Annotated in this window: 21 protein-coding genes and 3 pseudogenes; 20 read left to right on the top strand and 4 right to left on the bottom strand. The window is 70.2% G+C overall.

The window, feature by feature from the left end; genetic code table 11:
* Positions 1 to 294 precede the first annotated feature (294 nt).
* From F8R89_RS00900 to F8R89_RS00880, 5 genes are all read left to right on the top strand, one after another.
* Complete coding sequence (locus F8R89_RS00900; protein ID WP_151782126.1) at positions 295 to 2,022, top strand: ATP-binding protein; 1,728 nt, start codon at positions 295 to 297, stop codon at positions 2,020 to 2,022.
* Positions 2,023 to 2,143: 121 nt separating this feature from the next.
* Entirely contained in the window at positions 2,144 to 2,563 is a 420-nt protein-coding gene (locus F8R89_RS00895) for a roadblock/LC7 domain-containing protein (protein ID WP_151782125.1), read from the top strand.
* Positions 2,560 to 2,916, top strand: a complete 357-nt coding sequence (locus tag F8R89_RS00890) for a DUF742 domain-containing protein (protein ID WP_151782124.1) — start codon at positions 2,560 to 2,562, stop codon at positions 2,914 to 2,916. Before F8R89_RS00895 ends, F8R89_RS00890 begins: the two co-directional genes overlap by 4 nt.
* The gene (locus F8R89_RS00885; RefSeq protein ID WP_062668330.1) at positions 2,897 to 3,514 is read left to right on the top strand and encodes a GTP-binding protein; all 618 of its coding nucleotides are present in this window, start codon (positions 2,897 to 2,899) and stop codon (positions 3,512 to 3,514) included. The genes F8R89_RS00890 and F8R89_RS00885 overlap by 20 nt, the downstream gene beginning before the upstream one ends.
* The gene (locus tag F8R89_RS00880) at positions 3,511 to 4,776 is read left to right on the top strand and encodes a cytochrome P450 (protein WP_151782123.1); all 1,266 of its coding nucleotides are present in this window, start codon (positions 3,511 to 3,513) and stop codon (positions 4,774 to 4,776) included. Before F8R89_RS00885 ends, F8R89_RS00880 begins: the two co-directional genes overlap by 4 nt.
* A 127-nt stretch (positions 4,777 to 4,903) precedes the next feature.
* On the opposite strand, the gene F8R89_RS00875 is transcribed toward F8R89_RS00880, so the two are convergent.
* Together F8R89_RS00875 and F8R89_RS36065 are read right to left on the bottom strand one after the other, a co-directional pair.
* Positions 4,904 to 6,130, bottom strand: coding sequence for a cytochrome P450 (locus tag F8R89_RS00875; protein ID WP_151782122.1), 1,227 nt, complete (start codon positions 6,128 to 6,130; stop codon positions 4,904 to 4,906).
* Positions 6,131 to 6,354: 224 nt separating this feature from the next.
* Entirely contained in the window at positions 6,355 to 6,525 is a 171-nt protein-coding gene (locus tag F8R89_RS36065; RefSeq protein ID WP_264158872.1) for a hypothetical protein, read from the bottom strand.
* Positions 6,526 to 7,423: 898 nt separating this feature from the next.
* On the opposite strand from F8R89_RS36065, the gene F8R89_RS00870 reads away from it, so the two are divergent.
* A complete protein-coding gene (locus F8R89_RS00870; RefSeq protein WP_151782121.1) occupies positions 7,424 to 8,323 on the top strand; it encodes a restriction endonuclease in 900 nt (299 codons plus the stop codon).
* Positions 8,324 to 8,634: 311 nt separating this feature from the next.
* Entirely contained in the window at positions 8,635 to 8,820 is a 186-nt protein-coding gene (locus F8R89_RS00865; protein ID WP_225994266.1) for a hypothetical protein, read from the top strand.
* Between the two features lie 120 nt (positions 8,821 to 8,940).
* On the opposite strand, the pseudogene F8R89_RS00860 reads toward F8R89_RS00865, so the two are convergent.
* Positions 8,941 to 9,540, bottom strand: a pseudogene (locus F8R89_RS00860) (transposase); the annotation flags it as partial.
* Here F8R89_RS00860 and F8R89_RS00855 point away from each other — a divergent pair.
* A pseudogene (locus tag F8R89_RS00855) lies at positions 9,538 to 9,726 on the top strand (IS5/IS1182 family transposase); the annotation flags it as partial. The pseudogenes F8R89_RS00860 and F8R89_RS00855 overlap by 3 nt on opposite strands.
* A gap of 29 nt (positions 9,727 to 9,755) precedes the next feature.
* On the opposite strand, the pseudogene F8R89_RS00850 reads toward F8R89_RS00855, so the two are convergent.
* Positions 9,756 to 10,076: pseudogene (locus F8R89_RS00850) on the bottom strand (transposase); the annotation flags it as partial.
* A 214-nt stretch (positions 10,077 to 10,290) separates the two neighbouring features.
* Between F8R89_RS00850 and F8R89_RS00845 the strand changes: the two are divergent.
* From F8R89_RS00845 to F8R89_RS00790, 12 genes are all read left to right on the top strand, one after another.
* Positions 10,291 to 12,381, top strand: a complete 2,091-nt coding sequence (locus F8R89_RS00845; protein WP_318841253.1) for an FAD-dependent oxidoreductase — start codon at positions 10,291 to 10,293, stop codon at positions 12,379 to 12,381.
* A gap of 416 nt (positions 12,382 to 12,797) precedes the next feature.
* Complete coding sequence (locus tag F8R89_RS00840) at positions 12,798 to 13,874, top strand: class I SAM-dependent methyltransferase (protein WP_151782119.1); 1,077 nt, start codon at positions 12,798 to 12,800, stop codon at positions 13,872 to 13,874.
* An 8-nt stretch (positions 13,875 to 13,882) separates the two neighbouring features.
* Positions 13,883 to 14,191, top strand: a complete 309-nt coding sequence (locus F8R89_RS00835; protein WP_151782118.1) for a hypothetical protein — start codon at positions 13,883 to 13,885, stop codon at positions 14,189 to 14,191.
* Complete coding sequence (locus tag F8R89_RS00830; RefSeq protein WP_151782117.1) at positions 14,191 to 14,592, top strand: nuclear transport factor 2 family protein; 402 nt, start codon at positions 14,191 to 14,193, stop codon at positions 14,590 to 14,592. The genes F8R89_RS00835 and F8R89_RS00830 overlap by 1 nt, the downstream gene beginning before the upstream one ends.
* A 37-nt stretch (positions 14,593 to 14,629) precedes the next feature.
* Positions 14,630 to 15,757, top strand: a complete 1,128-nt coding sequence (locus tag F8R89_RS00825) for an ABC transporter substrate-binding protein (protein ID WP_151782116.1) — start codon at positions 14,630 to 14,632, stop codon at positions 15,755 to 15,757.
* Between the two features lie 39 nt (positions 15,758 to 15,796).
* Entirely contained in the window at positions 15,797 to 16,630 is an 834-nt protein-coding gene (locus F8R89_RS00820) for an ABC transporter ATP-binding protein (RefSeq protein ID WP_151782115.1), read from the top strand.
* Positions 16,631 to 16,641: 11 nt separating this feature from the next.
* Complete coding sequence (locus F8R89_RS00815; RefSeq protein ID WP_151782114.1) at positions 16,642 to 17,529, top strand: ABC transporter permease; 888 nt, start codon at positions 16,642 to 16,644, stop codon at positions 17,527 to 17,529.
* Positions 17,526 to 18,299, top strand: a complete 774-nt coding sequence (locus F8R89_RS00810; protein WP_225994265.1) for an SDR family NAD(P)-dependent oxidoreductase — start codon at positions 17,526 to 17,528, stop codon at positions 18,297 to 18,299. The genes F8R89_RS00815 and F8R89_RS00810 overlap by 4 nt, the downstream gene beginning before the upstream one ends.
* Positions 18,300 to 18,394: 95 nt before the next feature.
* Complete coding sequence (locus F8R89_RS00805) at positions 18,395 to 19,756, top strand: M20/M25/M40 family metallo-hydrolase (protein ID WP_151782113.1); 1,362 nt, start codon at positions 18,395 to 18,397, stop codon at positions 19,754 to 19,756.
* Positions 19,753 to 21,012 (top strand): Ohr family peroxiredoxin, encoded by a 1,260-nt coding sequence (locus F8R89_RS36490; protein ID WP_225994264.1) that lies wholly within the window; start codon positions 19,753 to 19,755, stop codon positions 21,010 to 21,012. The genes F8R89_RS00805 and F8R89_RS36490 overlap by 4 nt, the downstream gene beginning before the upstream one ends.
* Before the next feature lie 76 nt (positions 21,013 to 21,088).
* Positions 21,089 to 21,907 (top strand): IclR family transcriptional regulator, encoded by an 819-nt coding sequence (locus tag F8R89_RS00795; protein ID WP_151782112.1) that lies wholly within the window; start codon positions 21,089 to 21,091, stop codon positions 21,905 to 21,907.
* Positions 21,904 to 23,136, top strand: coding sequence for a CaiB/BaiF CoA transferase family protein (locus F8R89_RS00790; protein WP_151782111.1), 1,233 nt, complete (start codon positions 21,904 to 21,906; stop codon positions 23,134 to 23,136). The genes F8R89_RS00795 and F8R89_RS00790 overlap by 4 nt, the downstream gene beginning before the upstream one ends.
* Positions 23,137 to 23,163: the final 27 nt, after the last annotated feature.

The following is a 23,163-nucleotide window of genomic DNA, read 5'->3' as shown; positions in this document are numbered from 1 at the left end:
CTCGGTCTCGGTCGCGCTCTTCGGCGCCGACTCATTGCCTGAAGTCCGCCTCACGGCCGTCGAGATGAGGCGACGTCAAATATCACACGCGCACGTGACAATGGATGTTTCCCGACGAATTCAACCGGTGCGACGGCAGGGCACTCAGGCCGGGCTTTCAGGCACGGCTCGGTGGCTAGCATGGCGGCGTTCCCGACCCGGAAGGGTCACGAGTAGCGCCCACCGCCGCCCTGATCAAGGGCGACCTCCAGTCGTCACCAGGACTCCTGCCGCCAAGGACCGAGGGACCCCGGAATGTCAGTGCCTGCCCGCCCCCGCCAGCGCCGGAGTGCCAAAGGGGCGCGCTCCTCGCCGGCCGTGTTCCCTGTCGCCCTCCTCGTCACTGCCGTGAGCGCCGCGGCCGTCATCGTCGTCGCCCCGGCCGAGGCCCGCGGCTGGGTGACCGGCACCGCGGTCGTCGCCTGGGTGTGCTCGGCGCTTCTCGCCGCCGTCGCCACCCGTCTGCTGCGCATGGCCCGCCGGGAAGCCGAATCCCGCAGCGACGAGCTGGAGATGGCCCGCAAGCACGCGATGCAGCAGGCCGCGGACACCTCGCAGTTGGTCAACGTCGCCCTGCCGGGCCTCGTGCGTCAGGTGAAGGGCGGGACCCGGACCGCCGATGCCCTCGCTCGCGTCACGCCGCCGTCCGATCCGCACCTGCGCCAGGTGCTGGATGTCTTCGCCACCGAGCTCGACGCGCTGGTCCGCAGAGCCGGCCACGCCGAGTCCGAACTGGACACCCTGCGCGGCGAACTGGCCCAGGGCAGCGCCGAACTCGAGCGACTGACCGCCGAGACGCTGCCCTCCGCCGTCGCGTTGCTGCGCGAGGGAAGCTCCGCGGACACCGTCCTGGCCAAGTTCGACTGGCCGCGCAGTCCGCTGCTGCGCGACCCCGCCGAGTGGTTCGTGCGTGAACTCGCCTACAGCGAGCGCCGTTCGGCCGCCGCCCAGGCGGCGTCCGCCAAGGCTCTGAGCCGGGTGCAGGCCAAGACCGTCAGCATGCTCGCCGACCTGCGCGACATGCAGGAGCGGCACGGCGAGGAGGTCTTCGGCGACCTGCTGCGCCTGGACCACAGCACGTCGCAGCTGGGCCTGATGACCGACCGGCTGGCCCTTCTGATGGGCGGCCGTTCCAGCCGCGTCTGGAACAAGCCGATCGTGGTCGAGAGCGTACTGCGCGGCGCGGTCGGCCGGATCGCCGCCTACCGGCGAGTGCGCCTGCACAACTCCAGCAAGGCCGCCATCTCGGGCTTCGCCGCCGAGGGCGTGATGCACCTGCTGGCCGAACTCATGGACAACGCTGCCAACTTCTCGCCGCCCATCGACGAGGTCCACGTCTACGTGGAGGAACGCAGCGCCGGACTCGTCGTCACGATCGAGGACAGCGGCCTGAAGATGTCCGACGCCGCCATGCATCGCGCGGAGGAGGCTGTCGCGGGCCGGGTGACCGACCTGGCCTCGCTGCAGGGCACCCGGCTGGGACTGGCGGTCGTGGGACGGGTCGCCACGAAGTACGGCATCAGCGTCAACTACCGCCCCTCCTCGCGCGGCGGAACCGGCGTCGTCGTCCTCCTGCCGCCTCAACTGATGGCCCAGCAGCGCGAGCCCGTCGCCCCGGCGAGTCCCCGCCGCAGTCGGGAAGCCGCAGCCTCCGCGCCGGTCCCCGCGCCCGGACCGGCCCCGGCCACGGAGAAGCCGCTGCCGGTGCGCTCGCGCGCAGCCGACACGGACACCCCCGCCACCGGCCCACGTGGGCGCGGACCGGCCACTGCGGGGGGCCTGCCCGTGCGTGCCCCGGGCCGCACCATGGCCGAGGCAGAGCGGGGACGCCCCCGGCCGACAGCCGAAACGTCCCCCGCCCAGCCGGGGGAGCAGGGCCCGGCTCGCGACGCGGGAAGCCGCTTCGGCGCCTTCCATCGCGGCCGGCACGGCGCCGGGGAAGCCGGCGCCGATGACCCGCAGGAGGCCCCGCGCGACGAGTAGGCCGCGCACCCCAGCCCACCGGGCGCCCTCGCCCACCACTCCCGTACTGATCGCCCCACCTCGTTGGATTGGAGGTACGGGCCGGGTGACCCGCGAACGGTCGCACCCCGCCCCACCCACCATGGAGACCACTGACACCAGCCTGAGCTGGCTCCTGACGAACCTCATGGAGCGCACGCCGGGCACACGCCACGCCCTCGTCCTGTCCCGGGACGGGCTGAAGCTGTGCTGGACGGAGCACATGACGCTCGACCAGGCCGACCAACTGGCCGCCATCTGTTCCGGAATCCAGGCGCTGTCCCAAGGCGCCTCGGTGGAGTTCGGCGACGGCACCGGCGGCGTGCGGCACGCCATGACCGAGTTCCACGGCGGCCTGCTGTTCATCGTGGAGGCCGGTGACGGCGCCCACCTGGCGGTCATCGCCGACGAGAGCGCCGACCCGGGCGTGGTGGGCCACCAGATGACCGAACTGGTCCAGCAGATCGGCGACCACCTGCGGGCCGAGCCCCGTACTCCCGCCAGCAGGGGTGCCACCACGTGATCCGCAAACCCGTGGACGTCGGTGATCCCGACCGGCTCTACATGGTCACGGGTGGGCGCAGCGAGGCCGACGACTTCTTCGACCTGGTGACGCTGGTCGTCAGCGAGAGCGAGCCGGCCTCCGGGATGCAGTCCGAGCACGCCCGCATCCTGGAGATGTGCCGGCATCCCACGGCCGTGGTCGAGATCTCGGCCGAACTGGCGCTGCCCGTCACCGTGGTGCGGATCCTGCTCGGCGACCTGCACGACATGGGCAAGGTCAGCGCCCGCCATCCCCGCGCCGCCGAATCCGTCGCCGGCCTCCCCGAAACCGCCCTGCTCCAGGAGGTCCTCCATGGGCTCCGTAACCTCTGAGCTGCCTTCGCAGCGCACGCCGCTGGCCGATGCCGCCGAGACCGGCCTGAAGATCGTCGTCGTAGGCGGTTTTGGTGTCGGGAAGACCACCATGGTGCGCTCCGTCAGCGAGATCCGGCCCCTGAACACCGAGGAGGTGATGACGCAGGCCGGGTACGGCATCGACGAGACCAAAGGCGTGGAGAACAAGAACACCACGACCGTGGCCTTCGACTTCGGGCGCATCAGCCTCAGCCAGCGCATGGTGTTGTACCTCTTCGGCGCCCCCGGCCAGGAGCGCTTCTGGTTCCTGTGGGACCGCCTGTTCTCCGGCACGCTGGGCGCCGTGGTGCTGGTCGACACCCGCCGCATGGAGGACTCCTGGTACGCGATAGACCGGCTCGAGCACCACGGCACGCCGTTCGTGGTGGCCGTCAACCGCTTCGACGGCGACGACGCCCGCTTCTCCCTCGAAGAGATCCGCCAGGCGCTCGCCCTGGGCGAGCACGTACCGATGGTCGACTGCGACGCCCGGCTCAGATCGTCCTGCAAAGAGGTCCTCATCACCCTGGTGAACCATCTGTACGCGCTGGCACTTTCGCAGGAGAGCACAGCATGAGCGACACCGACGGCCCCGCTCCCGGGGCCACTCCTCCGCCCGGCTGTCCGGCCCACTCCTCGGCCGTGCACCTGGGCGGCCTGGAGTACCAGCAGACGCCCGCCCAGCTGTACCGCGCCCTGCGGCGCGAACACGGCGCCGTCGCGCCGGTGCTGCTCGACAACGACATCCCCGCCTGGCTCGTGCTCGGCTATCCCGAGGTCACCTTCGTCACGAGCCACGACGAACTGTTCGCGCGGGACTCCAGGCGCTGGAACCAGTGGCCGAACATCCCGCCGGACTGGCCCCTGATGCCCTTCGTCGGCTACCAGCCCTCCGTCCTGTTCACCGAGGGTGCCGAACACCAGCGCCGCGCCGGGGTGATCACCCAGGCACTGGAGGGCGTCGACCAGTTCGAACTGGCCCGCGAATGCCAGCTGATCGCCGAGCAGCTCATCGCCGGCTTCTCCGGCAGGGGCCACGCCGAGCTGATGAGCACGTACGCCCACGCGCTGCCGGCCCGCGCCGTACTGTGGATGTGCGGTATGACGCAGGGCAGCGCGGACACCGAGCAACTCGTCGAGGATCTTCGCATCTCACTCGACGCCGGTGAGGGCGAAGACCCCGTGGCCGCCTACGGACGTGTCGGTGCGCGCATCATGCAGCTCGTGAAGGAGAAGCGGGAGCAGCCCGGCCCCGACGTCACCTCGCGGATGCTGCTGCATCCGGCCGGGCTCACCGATGAGGAGATCGTCCAGGACCTGATCTCCGTCATCGCCGCCGCGCAGCAGCCCACCGCCAACTGGATCTGCAACACCCTGCGTCTGCTGCTCACCGACGAGCGCTTCGCGGTCAACGTCTCCGGCGGCCGGGTCAGCGTCGGCGACGCCCTCAACGAGGTGCTGTGGCTGGACACACCCACCCAGAACTTCATCGGCCGCTGGGCCGTGCGCGACACACAGCTGGGGGGCCGGCTCATCCGCGAGGGCGACTGCCTCGTGCTGGGCCTCGCCGCGGCCAACACCGACCCGCAGATCTGGCCGGACTCCCACGTCGGCGCCGAGAACTCCGCCCACCTGTCCTTCAGCAACGGCGAACACCGCTGTCCCTACCCCGCCCCACTCCTCGCGGACGTGATGGCGCGGACGGCCGTCGAGACGCTCATGGAGCATCTGCCCGACCTGGTGCTGGGCGTCGAACCGGAGGAGCTGGCCTGGCGCCCGTCCATCTGGATGCGGGGACTGCAGTCCCTGCCCGTGGAGTTCACCCCGGCAGCACACTGAGCGGGCCGCCGCTCAGCCGTCCGGTCCCGTGCCTGCGAGATCGCGGGCACCGGCCATTCACGGTGTACGGCGGCCCTGGCGGCGTGCGCCGCTGCCCTCAGGGAGTGAGGCGCGCTCCTTACGCGGGTCAGGTGGTGACCGGCGTGAAGCGCACCGGCAGCGACTGCGGGCCGCGGGTGAACACGCCCTGCTCCACCGGGTCGAAGCCGTCGGCGAGCCGAACATCTGGCATGGCGTCCAGCAGCTGGTTGACGCCGGTCTCCACCTCGGCCTTGGCCAGCAGGGCGCCGACGCAGAAGTGCCGACCGAGCGCGAAGGCGAGATGGTCGGCAGCGGCGGAGAACGCCGATGTCGTGCTGAGGTCGTCACGGAAGATGTCGAAGCGGTCGGGCTCGCGGTAGCGCCGCTCGTCCCGGTTGGCGGCACCGATCAGACAGGTCACCGTGGCCCCGGCCGGGATGGTCCCGCCGCTGACCTCGACGTCCACGGCCGACTGGCGCATGATCATGTGGACCGGCGGGGTGTAGCGCAGCGTCTCGGCGAACGCCGCCGGAATCAGGCTCCGGTCCTCCCTGACCGCTGCCAGCTGTTCGGGATGCATCAGCAGGTTGGCCAGGATGCTGGCGATCGCCTTGTCCGTGGTCTCACCGCCGGCGGCGAGCAGCAGACTGCAGAACGCCTTGATGTCCTCGTCGCTCATCCGGACACCGTCCACCTCGGCGGCGCACAGCGCCGACAGCAGGTCGTCGCCCGGCTTCTCGCGCCGCTCCTGGATGATCGGGATCATGTACTCGGCGAACTCCACCCGGGTCCGTTCCCCCGCGGCCGTCACCTCCGGGTCGCCCGAGAGGTTGCCGAGGAAGGCGATGACGGCCGTGTACCACCCGTGGAAGCGGGCGTGGTCGGCCTTGTCCAGACCGAGCATGTCGGCGATGACGTTGACCGGAAATCGAGTTGCGTAGTCGCTGACGATGTCGGCGGACCCGGAGTCGCGGAAGGCGTCTATGAGTTCGCGGGAGTTGCGTTCGATGACCGGCAGGAACTTCTCCTGGAGGTCGCTGCCCCGGAAGGCGGGAGCGACCAGGGCCCGGCGCACCGCGTGCTCCCGCCCGCTCATCTGCAGGATCGTCTTGCCGTGCACCGGCTCGAGCTGCCAGTTGTAGTTGTCCGTGGTGAACTCGGACTTCTTGTCCTTGAAGACGCGCTCGACGTCGTCGTAGCGGGAGAGGATGTAGCTCTGGGTGGCCTCGTGCCAGATCAGAGGCTCTTTCTCCCGCATCACCGCGTACATGGGGTAGGGATCCGCCGCGAACGCGGGGGAGAGGATGTCGAGGGGCTGCGCGGCAGCGGACACGGGACTCCTTGAGGTAGATGCTTGTGCTCGAGGGTCACACTATTGATCTTTCAATGTCTCAAACAGTCGAGCCCTGGCCGAAGTTGACGCAGCGTCCGGCCTTCCTTTCGCGAGGAGCCCACCCGTAGGCCAGGGGAGGACCACCGCGGTCCGAGGGCGTCTTCGGTGCGCGGGCGGAGGCGCTCACGGGGGCGTCGGCGAAGACCGCCGAACGGTGGGGCACGTCAATCGTTCAGAACGGCGCACACCGCGCGCGTGACCCGTTCGGAGACGTCGCCCTGCCCGGGCACCGGCAGGAGCATGTGGCTGAGCGTGAGCCGTACGGCGAGGTTATCCGCCTCTTCGCGCCGCGCCTGGTCGGCGTCGGGCACGGCATCGGTCATCCAGGCGGACAAGTCCTCAATGGCTCAGTTGGGCTGGTGATGAGGATGCCCTTTCTTGCGCCCGGTGATGACCAGGAAGCCGCCGTCGGGGCACTGCCAAATGAGACGGGCCTCCCAGGCCGAGACAATCCGCCCGTTCCGGGTCATCCCGCACGAGTTCAGCACGGCCAACTGCCTCATGACACCGTCGCTGAAGCTGCGCCGCGCCCGCGATCGTGCAGGCGTAAGCGGCCGACATGGCCGGAGTATGCATTGCTGGGCGAAAACATGCGCCGTTCAGACTCCCTGGTTCTCTCCTACGCAGTTCCTCGTTGATCGTCGTCTCCCGGGGCCGGGCGTGCTGCTGTGCGCGGAGCCGGCACAGTGCTGGGATGCCTCGGGATCCAGGGTGATCAGCGCCGCGATGAAGGGACGGTTGTCGCCGACGACGAGGCACTGGGAGATCAGGGGGGATGTCTCAGCAGGCGCTCCTCCAGCACCCGGGGTTTGTCCAGCCGGCCCACGTCGCCTGTCCCGAACCACCCGTCGCGCAGCACCGACCCGGCGGACCGGAGATCTGGACGAAGGGGAGCCTCGTTGCAGACTCGCCGAGAGGGACAGCGGGGCGTGGCTACGGTCAGCGCTCCATGGTGGTGTACTCGATCGTCTTGACGGCCGATGCGGCCACGACCGTTACCTTCCACGTACCAGCTCACACGCGAGAGCGGGGTGGTGCGGATGGCGTCGACGGGCAGGTCTGGCTGTTTCCGGCAGGGGGTGGCGCAGACGCCGGAACCGGCGCGGCCGCATCCTGAGGGCCGACGCCGCTTGGCCGGCCGTCCCCAACTCGGCTCGCTGTCTCCACCGGTGAAGTCGGTGATCTTGGGAACGAGGAGATGACGATCTTTGTTCTCGGGAGGGGAAGTCCGGCATGACCGTACCCGCACCACGCGGCCGGCGCCTGCACGGTGACCGGCGGTTCGACCTGCGTACCACCACGGTGTTCTTCGTCCTGCTGGCGCTCGTCCTGTGTCTCGTGGGATCGGTGGGCCGTATCGCGTGGGGGATGGTGGAACGCCGTCCGGAAGGGGCCGGACTGCTCGCCGTGCTGATGGTCGCGTCGGTGCTCGCCTCGCGGTCCCGGTGGCGCAGGCTGTCCGCCGCGAGATGCGCGCGCCGCGCGGCCGAGGCACTGGAGGCCGCGGCCGAGACCGCGTCCGACAACCTCCGCGACATACGCCCTACAGCGGCGGAAGGCGTGCGCGGCACGGCGGCGGCCGTGGCGCTACCGGCCGTCGAGTGCCCGGCAGGCGCGGCGGAACCGGCCTTCGGGTACGGCGCCGACCCTCTGCGCCCGGAGGAGGTGTCGCCGGCGCCCAGTCCGGCGGCGGCAGCGGGGGAGGAGGCCACCGCCGTTCTCGACCTGCCGGTGGACTGCTTCGAACTCGACCCCGACGCCTTCGAGCAGACCGTGGCCGACCTGTGCCTGCGTGATGGTTGCTCGGATGTCGAAGTGGTCGGAGGAGCTGGGGACTTGGGCGCTGACGTCACGGCCGTCACGCCGGACGGGCGGCGCCTGATCGTCCAGTGCAAGCGCTACTGCGAGACCAACAAGGTAGGCTCCCAGGATCTCCAGCGGTTCGGGGGTACCTGCTTCACCGTCCACGAGGCCGACATCGCCGTGGTCGTCACGACGAGCGACTTCACCGCCCCCGCCCTGGAATACGCCGAACGGTGCGGAATCCTGTGCGTGAATGGCGACGAACTGAGTGCCTGGCACGACGGTACCGGGCCCCGGCCGTGGGACTTCGAGGTCACGACCGCACCCTGAGCGACCGGGCGAGTTTGAGGGGACCGCGGGCTTCGGCCCAGGCGTCGAGGGTATCGAGGACGCGTGCCGGGTGTCGCCGCCGCGCAGGGGGAAGCCGGCGCGCAGGGCCTCGGCGCGGTCCCAGCACTTGCCCCTGGCGGTCCGGCAGGTCCTCGCCGGTCCGGGGACGGTCTGCCGCTGGGGGTTCTGGCTGGTGTGCAGCTGTGCTCGACGGATACCGACGGGCGGTGTGAGGGGTGCGCCCACACCTTGAGCACGTCCCTCCCTCCCCGGCGCTGCAATTCGGTTGATCATCGAACCGTGGAGGGGACATGGCCGAGCACGTGCACGCCGAGCTGGGCGAACTCGTCGTCGGCGACAAGCCGGGGCGCACCGCGCCGGACCAGATCATCCTCTACAAGTCGGTAGGCGTGGCCGTGCAGGACGCCGCGGCCGCGGCCCTGGTCGTCGCGTCGGCCCGCGAGTGGTCGATCGGCGAGGAGATCACGCTGCGGTGACGCCGCCGTCGGTGCGCGGCACATGGCCGGAGGCGTTCGCCCGTACGCGGCTGAGCACGCAAGCGCGTATGCCGGCATCCCAGCCACCTGACCTCGCGGGGGGTGCCTCTATGTCCTTCGTCAAGCGAGTCGGGGGCTTCTCGGTTCGTAGAAGGTTCCGTCGCGGAGCATGGCGAACAGGACGCTGGTGCGGTGGCGGGCGAGGCGGAGGAGGGCTTGGGTGTGGGTTTTGCCTCGGGCTCGGCAGCGGTCGTAGTAGGTCCGGGAGGCGGGGTCGTGCAGGGCTGCGAACGCGGAGAGGAACATCGCTCGTTTCAGCTGCCGGTTGCCGCCTCGGGGGCGTGTTCGCCGTGGATCGACGTGCCGGACTGGCGGGTTGCCGGGGCAGGGCCGGCGTAGGAGGCCAGGTCGCCTGCACTCGGGAACGAGCTGCCGTCGCCGACGGTGGCCAGGAGGACTGCGGCGGTCCTGACGCCGATGCCGGGCGTCGAGGTCAGGACCTGGGAAAGAGGGTGGGCCTCCAGAAGGTCCTCGATCCGGGCCTCCAGGGGCCCGGCGTTGTTCATGGACGGCAGCCAGCGACTTCGCCAGGGACGGAACGATCACGTCGAGGGTGCCGGTGCCGGGGACGACGACGGTCTGCTCGTCGAGTGCGGCAAAGATGTCGTCGACCAGCCGCTCGGCCATCCGCGGAGCCCTGGGACGGATGATCTCGATGAGGAATCCGGCGCCAGGGCAGCCGTTGGCAACACCGTCACGATCGCCGACGGCGGCTATCCGGGCACCGGACTCGTCGTCCCGCACCGCCGGCGGCGCGGCCAGGCCGAACTACCGGACTGGAAGGGGGACCACAACAAGTCCCACAAGCAGGTCCGGGCCCGCTTGAGGCGGCAGTCGCGGAGGATCTTCCAGGTCCTCATGCCGGCGAAGACGTGCTCGACGCCGTTCGCGCTGCGGAGTTCGGCGAGGAGGACCTCGTGCAACCGGGGCCACACGCCGGCCTCGGTCCACTCCGCCAGGCGGCGCCAGCAGGTCATGCCCGACCCGAAGCCGAGCTCCTGCGGAAGGTGTTCCCAGGAGATCCCGGTGTGCAGGACGAACAGGATGCCCTGGAACACCAGCCGGTCCGGATGCCGCTTGCGTCCTGGGTGGCGGGTCCGCCGCTCGACCTTGGGCAACAGCGGCTCGACCATCGCCCACAGCTCGTCATCGTCTTCCCACGGCTTCGGCCGCGCCACCTCGCACCCCCGGATCATCAGTCCCGGAGTGATCCAACCAGCTCGAAGATCATTTCGTTAGGAGTTCTAAGTGTCTGCCAGGAGTGAAGGGTTCGGTGGGTCCTGTCGCGGGGCTGGCTGAATCTGCTGGCCGAAGTGGTGGGATCGTCCGAATGTTACTAATGAAAGCTACTCGCTAGTAATGTATTGACGTCCCGATCAAGAATTCCTTACTGTTCCGATCAATCGAACGGTGTACCGATCATCGGAACGCTGGAAGCGCTTAGGCCCTCGGATTGGGGGATCGCAAGTGACAAGAGCGGACGTAACGTCCCTACTCTCTCCGTTCAGTCTTGGCTCTGTCCACCTGAGGAACCGGGTGTTCGTGCCCGGGCACACAACGAATTTCGGTCACGCCAACAACCCGACGGACCGTCACGTCGCCTACCACGGCGAGCGGGCCAAGGGGGGAGTCGGCCTGATCATCACCGAAGGCATCCGCGTCCACCCCACGAGCGCGGGACGGCACATCAGCCTCGGCAGTTTCGACGACGACTCGATCCCCGCCTACGCGGCTGTCGCCGAAGCGGTCCAGGCGCACGGCACGAAGCTGTTCGCCCAGCTCCTGCACACCGGCCGGCAGGCCAACGGCGACGCCACCCGCACCGCCGCCTGGTCGCCCGGCACCACGCCGTGGGCTGCCGGCACGCACATCCCGCACGCGATGGGACCCACCGACATCGCCATCGTCGTGCAGGCATTCGGCGCCGCCGCAAGGCGCATGCAGCAGGCCGGTTACGACGGTGTCGAGATCCACCTCGGCCACGGCCACCTCATCGAGCAGTTCCTCTCGCCCTTCAGCAACACCCGCACCGACGCCTACGGCGGCAGCCTCGACGGGCGCCTCCGCTTCACCCGCGAGGTACTGGCCGCGGTGCAGGAGCAGGCGCCGGACCTCCCCATGGGGATCCGGGTCAGCACCGACGAGTTCCTGCCCGGCGGGCTCACGCCCCCCGACATGGTCGAGATCGTCGACCTGTTGCGCCAGGAGTTCCCGCTGCTGTACGTCCACGCCAGCCACGCCGCCTACCACGGCAGCTACTCGCTCGGCACGCAGATGGCCGACATGAGCTTCGGGCACGCGCAGTTCCGCCACCACGCGGCCCTGTTCAAGAAGGAGATCCCGGGTCTCCCCGTGCTCGCCGTCTGCCGTCTGGACAGCCTGCCCGAGGCCGCGGAACTGGTCACGGCCGGCGAGGCCGACCTGGTCGGACTCGCTCGCCCGCACATCGCGGACCCCTACCTGGTGCGCCGCGCCGAGGAAGGACGCGCCCACGAGGTCCGTTCCTGCCTCGCCTGCAACCAGGGCTGCGTCGGCCGGTTGGAGGCCAACCTGCCGATCTCCTGCGTGGTCAACCCGGAGGTCGGAGCCGAACGTGAGTGGGCGCGGGTGCGCTCCACCGGCACCGCTCCCACCCGGCGCGTGCTCGTCGTCGGCGGCGGCCCGTCCGGCATGGAGGCCGCGCTGGCGTCCTGCCGTGCCGGCCACGAGGTCACCCTCGCCGAGGCCGGCCGGGAACTCGGCGGACAGGTCACCACCGCGGCGTCCGTGCCCGGCCGGGAACGGCTCGGCCTGATGATCGCCGACCTGACCCGCGAACTCGCCGACAGCGACGTCACCCTACGGCTCGGGGAGAAGGTGACCTCGGCCGACGTGCTGCCCGGTGGCCGGCTCGACGGTTTCGACGACGTCGTCGTCGCCACCGGGGCCCGCCCCACCAAGCGCGAACTCCCCGGCGGACCCCCGGTGTTCGATGTGGAGGAAACCGTCGAGGCCCTCACCGCGGGCGGCTCCGAGCCGTTGCGCGGAACGGTCCTCGTCCGCGACGACCAGGGCACCTGGACCGCGGCCTCGCTCGCCGAGGCACTCGCTCGCGAAGGTGCCCAGGTGCACATCCTGTCGCCGACGGCCTCGTTCGCCGCGAAGATCACCACCTACTCCAAGTTGGCGCTGACCAAGCGCTTGGGAGAACTCGGGATCCGCGCCCACGTCATGCGCGAGGTGGACGGAGCCGAAGGGACCACCCTCGTCCTGCGTGACACCCTGAGCGGACACACCGAGGAACTCACCGGCGTCACCGCCGTCGTGGATGTCGCGCTGCCGGTGGCCGACGACGGCATCTACCGAGAACTCGACGCCCGTGAAGGCGCCCCGCGCGTCCACGTCGTCGGCGACGCCAACGCCCCGCGCACCGCGCTGGAGGCCGTCTACGAAGGCCGGCTCGCCGGAACCTTCCTGACCGACGCCGTCAGCGGCGCCGAACTCCTCGCCCGCACGGTCTGACCCGCACCACCCACCGCACCACCCACCGCACCACCCCCGAACTTCCCGGAGCACGCCCCACCGCGCGTGCCGACGGGACGGCCGGCCTCCCCGGCCGACCACCCCACCGGGCCCGCAGGGCACATCCCGTCCTCCCGGCCCGCTCTCCACCGGCGCCTGACGCACGCGGCGCCTCCTCGCAGCTCCGTTCGCGGCGCCCGCCTCCGGACGCATCCCGGACCGCGCGCACTCCTCACGACGGCTCCACCTCGTCCGCGTTCCGGAGCCGGCAGCACCCGCCCCCCCCCACGGCCGACGTCCACCCTCGCGTCGCGCCGGCGAAGGCCCGCACCCGCACACGCCCGACGACGGTCGCACCCCGTCCGCGGTGAGCCCCTCCCGCACGACCGCAGCACCGATCGCAAAAGGAGAGACTGATGATCGACATCGAGAACCAGCTCACACTCGACGAACGTTCCGCGGTGGACTTCGTCCTCGCCCTGCGCAAGCGCTGGTCCGACACCCTCTACCCGGCCCTCGCCGAGGAGTACCAGGGCACCGGCCCCGTCGCCGCCGACCTCGACGGCGCCACCGACCGCCTGCACGAGCTGAGCCTCTACCCCTGGTACAGCCACCTGGAGCGGGTGCAGCAGAAGATGCTGTGGAAGACCGTCGGCGAGGCCGTCGTCGACCGCTCGGCGGCGCTGCGCGAGCAGCTCGACGAGATCCCCGCCGAGCCCCAGGGCGACCTGCGGCTGTCCGCGGACCTCGAACTGCCCGACTGGTACACGGACTACGACATCCACATCCAGCCCGGCAGCTTCTACTCCGACGACCTGAGCGCCTACGTCTACGAGCTGGGCGCACGGATCGTGATGCTCCGCGACAACGACGGCTACAAGTTCCACCGGCTGTTCACCGAGACCGCCCTGCCCGACATCCCCGACGCCGCCCGCGTCGTGGACATCGGCTGCGGCTTCGGCAAGAGCACCCGCCCGCTCGTCAACAAGTACCCGACGGCCGAGGTCATCGGCATCGACCTCGCCGCCCCCGGTCTGCGCCTGGCCCACGCCGAGGCCGAGGCCGACGGCGCCGCCATCAGCTACCGCCAGGGCGACGGCCGCAGGACCGGCCTGGAGGCGGCGTCCTGCGACGTCGTCACCGGCACGATGGTGCTGCACGAGATGCCCGGCGACGCCATCCGCGAGACCGTCCTGGAGGCGGCCCGGCTGCTCAAGCCCGGCGGCACGATGGCCTTCCTGGAGTTCCACCCCACCGGGGACATCTTCCGCGACGCCACGGTGTACGAGCACGCCGAGCGCAACAACGAGCCCTTCTTCCGTGACCTGTTCGGCTCGGACCTGCTGAAGGTCTGCGCCGAGGCCGGCCTGACCGGCGCCACGTGGACCCCGTTCGACGAGCGCCGCGAGGGCAAGCGCCCCGAGGGCTGGGGAGACCGCCGCGAGTGGCACTTCCCCTGGGCCGTCCTGACCGCCACCAAGCCGGAGAACTGAGGCGAACCATGTCCGAAGAGTTCAACTACTTCCGCGACCGCAACATCGGCAAGCTGTTCGACCTGGTCCTCCAGGTGAGCAACGAACTCCACGTCACCCACCAGCGACTGCACGCCATGGAGGCGCTGCTGGTCCGCCACGGAGTGCTCTCCGCAGGCGAACTCTCCGCGCTGGAGCCCACGGAGGAGGAGCAGCGCATACTCGACGAGCAGCGCGACCGTGTGATCGCCCGCCTGATGCGGATCGTCACCGAGAGTGGCCCGGCCGAGCACCCGCTGCGCGACCAGTGGGAATCGACCCTCCAGAAGACCGGCTGATGGGCGCCGCACCGCTCTCGCCCGCCGAGACCATCGACCGGTACCTGCAGTTCTGCGAGGACCGGGAGCTGGAGAAGGCGCAGGAGATGCTCGCGGACTCCCCGCGGATCGTCTTCCCCACCGGCGCCGAGTACGGCTCGCTGCCCGAGATGGTCGCCGACCAGCGCGGCCGCTACCAGTGGGTGCGCAAGCACCGGGACCTCTTCTACGAGGGCCGGACCCCCGACGGTCTGGTGACCGTCACCTCGCTCGGCACGCTCTACGGCGAGGACATGGAAGGACGCCCCTTCGAGGGGGTGCGCTACGTCGACGTGTTCGTCCTGCGCGACGGACTCATCGCCGAACAGCACGTCTACAACGACCTCGCGGACTCCGGGGTAAGCGCCCCGGTCCGCGGCTGAAACCCCTCCACCGAACGAACAGCAAGAGGTACGCACCATGAAGCAGACCCTCAGAGTCGGGGCCGGCGCCGTGACGCTGTCCGCCCTCCTCGCCCTCACCGCCTGCGGCGGCGACTCCGACTCCGACAGCGGATCCACGGACGCCTCGGGCAACAAGGCCGCCACGGTCCAGCTGGCTGTCGCCTCCGCGGTCACCGGCCCGAAGGAAGAGGTCGCCACCTACGCGGTGGCCAAGGAAGAGGGCTTCCTCAAGGAGGAGAACCTCACCGTCAAGACCATCAACGCCGACGGCTCGGTCGCCGCGGTGCAGGCGGTCGCCTCCGGCAGCGCCGACATCACCCCCTCGGACGCCGGTGCCATCCTCGCCGCCCGCGAGAAGGGCGTCCCGGTCGTCGCGGTCGGCGGCCTGGTGCAGAACTGGCCGTGGCGGATCGCCACCACCACGGACAGCAAGGTCAAGAGCGCGGACGACCTCAAGGGCAAGAAGATCGGCGTCATCAGCCTGGCGTCCGGCTCCGCCCCGTACGCCCGCGCGTTCGTCGAGGACGCCGGCCTGGACCCGGAGAAGGACGTCGACCTGGTGCCGGTCGGTGTCGGCACCCAGGCGCTGACGGCGCTGGAGAGCGGCAAGGTGGACGCGCTCGCCCTGTACACGCAGGCGTACACGACCATCGAGCTCACCGGGAAGAAGTTCGCCTACCTGGAGAACGGCGAGCGTTTCGAGGGCATCCGCTCGCTGACCTACGCGGTGCGTGAGGACACGCTGAAGAAGAAGGGCGACGCCATCGAGCGTTTCCTGCGGGCCTCCTACAAGGGCATGCTCTTCTCCGCCGTGAACCCCGAGGCGGCCATGAAGGACGGCTACACCGTCTTCCCGGCGATCCTCTCCGGCCAGAAGGCGGACGACCGGATCAAGAACGACTCGGAGATCCTCAAGACCTGGGTGGCCACCGCCACGCCCGCCGAGGGTGAGCCCGCCTCCTTCAAGGACTGGGGCGCCATCAGCGACGAGGCCTGGACCAAGACGGCCGACTACATGAAGTCCGCCGGCCAGATCACCAAGGACCCCGACCTCAAGGCCCTGTGGAACGACAGCCTGCTGAAGGGCGCCAACGACTTCGACGCGGCGGCCGTGATCAGCAAGGCCCAGAGCGCCACCAAGTAGCCGGCGGCGACGCCAGGAGCAGGAAGGCAGGAGGCCAGGATGGCCATCAAGACCCTCGGCCGCCGCACGCGAGCGGCAGCGGCCGCCGCGGAAGCCGACGACGACAGCTGGATCGAGCTCGACGGGCTGCACAAGATCTACCGGCCCCGCAAGTCCGAACCGACACACGCGCTGTCGGACATCAACCTGAAGGTGAAGCGTGGCGAGTTCATCTCGATCGTCGGACCCTCCGGTTGCGGCAAGACGACACTGCTGAAGATCCTCGCCGGGCTGATCCCCCGGACCGAGGGTGTCGTCCGGGTCGCCGGGCGAGACGTGGTCGGGCCGCTGCCCGAGGTCGGCATGGTCTTCCAGGCGGCCACCCTCCTGCCCTGGCGCACCATCCTGCAGAACGTGATGATCCCGGTCGAGATCCAGCGTCTGGACCGGGCGGAGTACGGCAAGCGCGCCGACCAGCTGCTGGAGATGGTCGGGCTCGGCGGGTTCGAGAACAAGTACCCCGACGAGCTGAGCGGCGGCATGCAGCAGCGGGCCGGCATCTGCCGGGCCCTGGTGCACGACCCGGCGGTCCTCCTCATGGACGAGCCGTTCGGCGCGCTGGACGCCATGACCCGCGAGTACATGAACGTCGAACTCCTGCGGATCTGGCGGGAGAGCGGCAAGACCGTCGTCCTGGTCACCCACTCCATCCCGGAGGCGGTGTTCCTCTCCGACCGGGTCGTCGTCCTCAGCCCCCGCCCGGGCCGGATCGCCGAGGTCATCGACATCGACCTGGAACGGCCGCGCGACCTGAGCGTCATGGCTTCCGACCGCGCCGGCGTCTACGTCGAGCGCATTCGCACCTACTTCAACGCCCAAGGCGTGATCGACTGATGAGGCCGCTCATGACGACTACCGACAAAGACCAGGAGACCGACGGCACCGCGCCCGCCGCCGCGTCCGCCCCCGAGGCGGCGCCGGCGCCCCCGGCGGCCAAGAAGCCGCGCGCCCGCCGCGACCTGCGCGACCACCCCGAGTGGATCCTGGTTCCCGCCGTCTTCGTGACGGTCGTGCTCCTGTGGGAGTTCCTCGTCCCCGCCCTCGGCATCGACGAGTACATCCTCCCGGTGCCCTCCCAGATCGTCGACGCGCTCGGAACCCAGCTGTCCGACAGCCTGTTCTGGACGCACATGAAGGTGACCCTGCTGGAGTCGCTGTACGGCTTCATCCTGGGCGTCGGCACCGCGCTGCTGCTCGGCACGGCGATCTCCCAGGTGAGGCTCATCGAGAAGACCCTGATGCCGTACATCGTGGCCTTCCAGACGGTCCCGAAGGTGGCCCTCGCACCGCTGTTCGTGGTCTGGTTCGGCTTCGGCATGACCAGCAAGGTCGTGATGGCCGCGGTCATCTCCTTCTTCCCGATGCTCGTCAACGTCGTCGAGGGCCTGCGCTCCGCCGACAACGACAAGGTCCAGATGATGACCGTGTTCGGCGCCAGCAAGTTCGACATCTTCCGCCGCGTGCGGCTGCCCAGCGCACTGCCGTTCATCTTCGCCGGCCTCGACATCGGCATCGTCTTCGCCATCCTCGGCGCGGTCGTCGGCGAGTTCATCGGCGCCAAGGAGGGCCTCGGCTACCTCCTGCTGCAGACCAACTACAACTTCGACATCGCCGGAATGTTCGCGGTGCTCGTGGTCCTGTCGGTGCTCGGTCTGATCGCGCACTTCATCATCCGCACCGCCCAGAAGCGCTTTGCCTTCTGGGCCGAGGACAACACGGTGATCGGCGCGTGAACACCACCTCGATCCCCGCAGGCGACCCCGTACGGTTCGACGGGAGGGTGGCCCTGGTGACCGGGGCCGCCCGCGGGATCGGCGCCGCCATCGCGGCCCGGCTCGCCGAACTCGGCGCCACCGTCGCCGCCGCGGACATCCTCCCGCAGGACCAGTGGGAGGACGTCCTCCCCGCCGGCGGTCCGCACACCCGCCACCACGTGGACATCACCTCCGCGACCTCCTGCAAGTACACGGTCGACGAGGTCCTGGCGGCACACGGCAGGCTCGACCACCTGGTGAACAACGCGGGAGTAGTCCGGCGCGGACCGGCGGCCACCACCACCGAGGAAGACTTCAACTACGTCATCGACGTCAACCTCACCGGCACCTTCCGGATGTCGCAGGCCGCCTACCCCGCCCTCAAGGACGGGGAGCACGCCAGCGTCGTCAACATCGGCTCCACCAACGGCCACATCGCCGTCCTGAACACCCTCGCCTACTGCGTCAGCAAGGCCGGCGTCATGCACATGGCCCGCGTCCTGGCACTGGAGTGGGCACCGGACGGCATCCGCGTCAACGCGGTCGGACCGACCATCGTGCCCACCGCCATGACCGAGGACGTCCGCGCCAACGGTGACTACATGGAGGACAAGATGGCGAGCATCCCCCTCGGCCGCATGGCCGGCCCGCGCGACGTGGCCCTCACCGTCACCCACCTCCTCAGCCCCGCGGCGGCCATGACGACCGGTCAGACGATCTTCGTCGACGGCGGAGTCGTCATCCACTAGTCCGCCCGCGGCCGGCGGGGCCCGCCTCCTCGCCCCCGCCGGCCGCCGGGCGGACGCCCCGGCCACCCGCACCCCCCGGAGATTTGGAGCACCACATGCCCGAGTTCGACCTCCAGGCCGCTCTCGACGCGGTCGACGAGCACTTCGACACCTTCGTCGCCGAGCTCCAGGAGCTGTGCCGCATCCGCAGCCGCCGCCAGGAGCCCGACCAGATGGTGGCCACCGCCGAGTTCCTCAAGGCGTCCACCGAGCGCTGGGGCGGCACCGCCGAGATCATCGAGTGGGAGAAGTCCCACCCCTACGTCCTCGCCGAGATCGCCGGCGGCGACAAGCGCCTGCTGCACTTCAACCACTACGACGTCGAGGTCGAGCCCACCGGCGACGACGACGCCTGGATCAGCCCGCCCTACGCCGCCGAGATCCACGACGGCAACCTCTACGCCCGCGGCGTCGCCGACGACAAGGGCGCGCTGATGTCCCGCCTGCACGCCGCGGCCGCCTGGCGCCTGTCCGGCCAGGAGCCCCCGGTCACCAGCCGGTACATCATGGAGGGGAAGCAGTGGCTGCACAGCCCCGGCCTGGGCAGCTTCATCGAGGCGCACGCCGACCGGCTCGCCGCCGACGCCGCCCTGTGGGAGAACTCCTGGGCCGACGGTGAGGGCCGCCCGCTGCTCAAGTTGGGCGAGAAGGGCATCCTGTACATCCGCCTCACCTCCACCACCCTCACCCGCGAACTGACCAGCCAGAACACGGTCCTGCTGCCGTCCGCCACCACCCGGCTGACCCAGGCGCTGGCCTCCCTGGTCAACCCCGACGGCACCCCCGCCGTCGAAGGCTTCGCCGACGACGCCCGCGTCCCCACCGCAGCCGAGCGCGCCCTGCTGGAGAAGATGCCGTTCGACGGCGAGTTCCTGAAGAACCGCGCCGGCGTGGACTCCTTCATCGGCGGACTGTCCGACACCGAGGCCGCCGTCGCCATCCGCACGGTGCCCACCATCACCATCGCCGGCATCGAGGGCGGCGACGTCCGCGACGACGTCACCCTGGGCATCCCCGCCACCGCCTCCGCCAAGGTCGAGATCCGCCTGGTCCCCGGCCAGAGCCCGGAGCGCGTGCTGGAGACGGTCCGCGCCCACCTCGCCAAGAAGGGCTTCGACGACATCGCCGTCGAGGTCATGGCCACCAGCAGCCCCCACCACACCGACCACAACGACCCGTTCGTCGCCCTCGTCGCCGAGACCGCCCGCACCGCGTACGACGCCGAACCCCTCATCGAGCCGTACACGCAGTGGATCGGCAACCAGGGCGCTCTCAAGGGCCTGCCGATCGTGGGCGTGGGCGTCTCCCGCGCCGACGCCGGCATCGACGGCCCCAACGAGCACATCCGACTGGAGGACTACCGCATGGGCATCAAGCACGTGGTGGAGATCATGGCCGCGATGGCGGTGAACAAGTGACCACCCACGCCACCCACATGAAGGGCTCCTCGCACCGCGCGTACCTGGAGCTGCCCTGGGGCCAGGTCCACTACCGCCGCGCCGGCGACGCCGACGCCCCCGCCCTGGTCATCGTCCACCAGTCGCCCCTGTCGTCGGCCACCTACGAGCCCGCGATGGCCGCCCTCGCATCCCACGGCCTCAACGTCGTCGCCATCGACACCCCCGGCTTCGGAATGTCCGACCCGACCCCCGAGCAGTGGTCCATCCCGGACTACGCCGGCGCCCTGTGGGAGATAGTCGACGCCCTCGGCCTGCAGAAGGTCCACCTCCTCGGCCAGCACACCGGCGCGATCGTCTCCGCCGAGGCCGCCCGCCAGAAGCGCGACCGAGTCCTCGGCCTGATCTTCCAGGGCATCCCGGTCTACAGCGACGAGGAGCGCGCCGAGAAGGCCGCGGGCTACGCCCCCGGCTACACCCCCGCCGCCGACGGCAGCCACCTCAAGGTCATCTGGGACCGCGTCCGATGGCTGTACCCGACCATCTCCGCGGAGTCCGCGAGCCGCCAGGTCGCCGAGTACCTGAGCGTCGGCCCGGACTACGGCGTCGCCTACCGCGCCGTCTTCCAGCACAAGCCCGACATCGCCGCCATCGCCGGCGTCCCCACCCTGCTGCTCCACGGCAGCGAGGACGTCCTGGACCGGATGAACGACGTCGTCACGGCCGCGTTCCCGCACGCGCCCCTGGTCCGCATCCCGGGTGGCACGGACTTCGTCGCCGAGGAGCAGCCGGAGGTGTTCGCCGACTCCGTCGCCGCCCACGTCCTCGCCCACGCCGCCGCGCCCAAACCGAAGTTCACGCCCGTCTACACCGCCACCGTCGAGGTGACGGGCGGCCGTGCCGGCCGCGCCCGCTCCACCACCGGCGCCCTCGACGTGAAGCTGACGCGTCCCGCCGAGCGCACCGACGGCGACACCGGCACCGACCCCGAGGAGCTGTTCGCCGCCGGCTACGCCGCCTGCTTCGCCAGCGCCCTCGGCGTCGCCGAGCGCCGCAAGAGGGTCACCGCGGGACCGGTCACCGTCACCGCCTCCGTCACCCTCGGCACCAGGCCGGGCGGGACCTACGGCATCGCGGCCCGCCTGGTGGTCAGCGCCCCGGAGTGCCCCCAGGAGGTCCTGGAGGAACTGGTGGCCATCACGCACACGGTCTGCCCCTACTCCAACGCGGTCCGGGGCAACATCGCGGTCATCACCGAGGCCAACGGCACCAGTTGACGCCATAGGCCCTTCGCGTGAGCGACCCATTCACGTCGGCCCGCACCCGCGGGCCGACCGACCGATCGAGGTTTCGATGATCATCGACGACGCCGCCGACTCCACGACCCGCAGCCGTTCGGGGATCTCCCGGGCGCTCGCCGTGATCGACGCCATCGCCCGTGCCCCGCACGGCCAGGGCGTCTCGGTGATCGCACGCGAAACGGGACTGCCCAAGGCGGTCGCCCACCGCATCCTGCGGGAACTCGTCGCGGAGAACTTCCTCTCCTTCGAGGAGACCACCAAGGCCTACCGGATGGGCCCCGGCGCGTTGAACATCGGACTCGCCGCGATGCGCGAACTGGACGTGCCCTCCATCGCCCACCGGCACCTGGTGGCCCTCGCCGAGCGGACCGGCCAGACCACCACCCTCTCCCTGCGGCAGGGCTGGTCGCGCGTCTACGTCGACCAGGTCCTCTCCCGCCAGGAGATCCGCATGTCGGTCGCGCTCGGCACCAGCCACCCGCTGCACGCCGGCTCGTCCTCGAAGGCGATCCTCGCCGCCCTGCCCGACATCGAGGTGGAGGACTACATCGCCCACCACCGCCTCGACGGCGTCACCGACGCCACCATCACCTCGGCGACCACCCTGCGCGACGAGATCAAGGCCATCAGGGCGGTCGGCTACGCGGTCAGCGTCGGCGAACGGCAGGTCGAGGCGGCCAGCGTGGCGGCCTGCGTGTACGGGCCGATAGGCCAGGTCGTGGGCTCGGTCTCCATCTGCGGGACCAAGGGCATGTTCGGCGAGACCAGCAGCTCCCGCCTCGGGGAGCACGTCGCCCGGGCGGCCTCCGACATCTCCGCCGACCTCGGTGCCGTACGGGACACCGCCGAGGAACGAAAGGACACCCCATGAAGGCACGCACCGAGCAGGCTCCCGGCCCCGCCGCGGGTCCCCTGGAGGGGATCCGGGTCATCGACGCCTCCACCATCCTCGCCGGACCGCTGTGCGCCCAACTGCTCGGCGACTACGGCGCCGAGGTCATCAAGATCGAGCATCCCGTCGCCGGGGACGGGATGCGCGGCCACGGCGAGTCCAAGAACGGCATCCCGCTGTGGTGGAAGGAACTCTCCCGCAACAAGCGCACCATCGGCCTGAGCCTGTCCGACGCCGACGGCGCCGAGATCTTCCGCCGGCTCGTGGCCACCGCCGACGTCCTGGTCGAGAACTTCCGCCCCGGCACCCTGGAGCGCTGGGGCCTCGGTCCCGACGTCCTGCACGAGCTCAACCCGGGACTGGTGATCGTGCGTATCACCGGCTTCGGCCAGCAGGGCCCCTATGCCGCCCGGGCCGGCTTCGGCACCCTCGCCGAGGCCATGAGCGGCTTCGCCCACCTCACCGGTGAACCCGACGGCCCGCCGACCCTCCCGGCGTTCGGCCTCGCCGACACCATCTGCGGTATCGCCGCCTCCTCGGCCACCACCATGGCCCTGTACCACCGCGACCGCGACCCCGAACACCGCGGCCAGGTCGTCGACATGAGCCTCATCGAACCGATCATGACCGCCGTGGGACCCTCGCCGACCGTCTACGACCAGCTCGGCATCGTCAAGCAGCGGCACGGCAACCGCTCCACTAACAACGCACCCCGCAACACCTACCGCACCAGTGACGGCCACTGGGTCGCCGTCTCCACCAGCGCCCAGCGCATCGCCGAACGCGTCCTGGAACTGGTGGGACACCCCGAGATCATCGAAGAGGACTGGTTCGCCACCGGACACGGCCGTGCCGCACACGCCGACCTCCTCGACGACCTCGTCGGCGGCTGGATCGCCGAACGCACCCGAGAGAAGGTCATCAACGAGTTCACCGAGGCCGGCGCCGCCGTGGCACCGGTGTACGACGCACACGACCTCGTCAACGATCCCCACATCCGCGCCACCGACATGCTCACCACCGTCGAGGACGAGGACTTCGGCCCGCTGCTCATGCACAACGTCATGTGGCGCATGTCCGACACCCCCGGCCGGATCCGCTTCACCGGGCGCGCCCTGGGAGCCGACACCGACGACGTCCTCGTCGGCGAACTCGGTATCGACCCCGGCAAGGTCGCCGAACTCCGTCAGCGCAAGGCCGTCTCCTGACCCCTCAGGACCGGCACGAGCGCTCCT

The sequence above is a fragment of the Streptomyces sp. SS1-1 genome (genome assembly GCF_008973465.1).
Classification (GTDB): domain Bacteria; phylum Actinomycetota; class Actinomycetes; order Streptomycetales; family Streptomycetaceae; genus Streptomyces.
This window is presented reverse-complemented; position numbering and strand designations above follow the sequence as displayed.

Bases quoted from the DNA above. Each gene is read 5' to 3' on its own strand.
- F8R89_RS00790 (WP_151782111.1), top strand. From the start codon at position 21,904: ATGAAGGCACGCACCGAGCAGGCTCCCGGCCCCGCCGCGGGTCCCCTG.
- F8R89_RS00865 (WP_225994266.1), top strand. From the start codon at position 8,635: ATGGCCGAGCACGTGCACGCCGAGCTGGGCGAACTCGTCGTCGGCGAC.
- F8R89_RS00825 (WP_151782116.1), top strand. From the start codon at position 14,630: ATGAAGCAGACCCTCAGAGTCGGGGCCGGCGCCGTGACGCTGTCCGCC.
- F8R89_RS00880 (WP_151782123.1), top strand. From the start codon at position 3,511: ATGAGCGACACCGACGGCCCCGCTCCCGGGGCCACTCCTCCGCCCGGC.
- F8R89_RS00870 (WP_151782121.1), top strand. From the start codon at position 7,424: ATGACCGTACCCGCACCACGCGGCCGGCGCCTGCACGGTGACCGGCGG.
- F8R89_RS00815 (WP_151782114.1), top strand. From the start codon at position 16,642: ATGACGACTACCGACAAAGACCAGGAGACCGACGGCACCGCGCCCGCC.
- F8R89_RS00840 (WP_151782119.1), top strand. From the start codon at position 12,798: ATGATCGACATCGAGAACCAGCTCACACTCGACGAACGTTCCGCGGTG.
- F8R89_RS00795 (WP_151782112.1), top strand. From the start codon at position 21,089: ATGATCATCGACGACGCCGCCGACTCCACGACCCGCAGCCGTTCGGGG.
- F8R89_RS00805 (WP_151782113.1), top strand. From the start codon at position 18,395: ATGCCCGAGTTCGACCTCCAGGCCGCTCTCGACGCGGTCGACGAGCAC.
- F8R89_RS00820 (WP_151782115.1), top strand. From the start codon at position 15,797: ATGGCCATCAAGACCCTCGGCCGCCGCACGCGAGCGGCAGCGGCCGCC.
- F8R89_RS00830 (WP_151782117.1), top strand. From the start codon at position 14,191: ATGGGCGCCGCACCGCTCTCGCCCGCCGAGACCATCGACCGGTACCTG.
- F8R89_RS00885 (WP_062668330.1), top strand. From the start codon at position 2,897: ATGGGCTCCGTAACCTCTGAGCTGCCTTCGCAGCGCACGCCGCTGGCC.
- F8R89_RS00895 (WP_151782125.1), top strand. From the start codon at position 2,144: ATGGAGACCACTGACACCAGCCTGAGCTGGCTCCTGACGAACCTCATG.
- F8R89_RS00900 (WP_151782126.1), top strand. From the start codon at position 295: ATGTCAGTGCCTGCCCGCCCCCGCCAGCGCCGGAGTGCCAAAGGGGCG.
- F8R89_RS00835 (WP_151782118.1), top strand. From the start codon at position 13,883: ATGTCCGAAGAGTTCAACTACTTCCGCGACCGCAACATCGGCAAGCTG.